General features: G+C 61.6%; 2 protein-coding genes. Both read right to left on the bottom strand.

Annotated elements, in window-relative coordinates:
• A partial coding sequence (locus J4645_RS22095; protein WP_208209016.1) for a cytochrome c-type biogenesis protein CcmH occupies nt 1-283 on the bottom strand: 283 nt, incomplete at its 3' end.
• Nucleotides 280-636: DsbE family thiol:disulfide interchange protein (locus J4645_RS22090; protein ID WP_208209015.1), on the bottom strand; the 357-nt coding region annotated here is incomplete at its 5' end. The genes J4645_RS22090 and J4645_RS22095, both read right to left, overlap by 4 nt.

The following is a 636-nucleotide window of genomic DNA, read 5'->3' as shown; positions in this document are numbered from 1 at the left end:
CAAAGTTGCCGTAGCGCGCCACCATGTAATCGATGATTTCCTGGCGGCTCTTCCCCTCCTGCATCAGGTCATACACCCTGCGGCGCATGTCGGTGGCTATCATCGCGTTCGAGTCCGCAATGCTGTTGTTCTGGCATTTCGGGCAGCGCAGCTGCTCCGTGAGCTGGCGGAACTGCTGCTCCTGTGCTTCATCTTTAAACGGCATCACGTCGGTGGTCGCCCGCGCTGACCCGGCGATAACCAGCACCAGCATCAGCATCACCATGCCCGGTAACAGTCTCATTGCGCCGCCTCCCGGCTGTATCTGTCCCACAGCGGTTTCAGTTCACTTTCCCATACCCGGGCATTCAAATCGCCCGCATGGCGGTAGCGGATAATCCCCCTGCCGTCGATGAGGAAGGTTTCCGGCGCGCCGTACACGCCCAGGTCCAGCCCCAGCATCCCGTCGCTGTCCGATAAACTCAGCGCATACGGGTTACCCAGTTCCTTTAACCAGGCCACCGCCTTCGCCCGGTCGTCCTTATAGTTCAGCCCCACCACCCGGATACCCTGCGCGGCCAGCCGGTTCAGGTACTGATGCTCGGCGCGGCAGGTCGGGCACCAGGTGGCCCAGACGTTAAGCAGCACCGGTTTCCC

Origin of the sequence: Salmonella sp. 32082101201600294FB01SM01 (genome assembly GCF_017572865.1) — a bacterium.
GTDB lineage: Bacteria > Pseudomonadota > Gammaproteobacteria > Enterobacterales > Enterobacteriaceae > Salmonella > Salmonella enterica.
The sequence above is the reverse complement of the archived record's forward strand: the minus strand, read 5'-3'. Positions and strand labels throughout refer to the sequence as shown.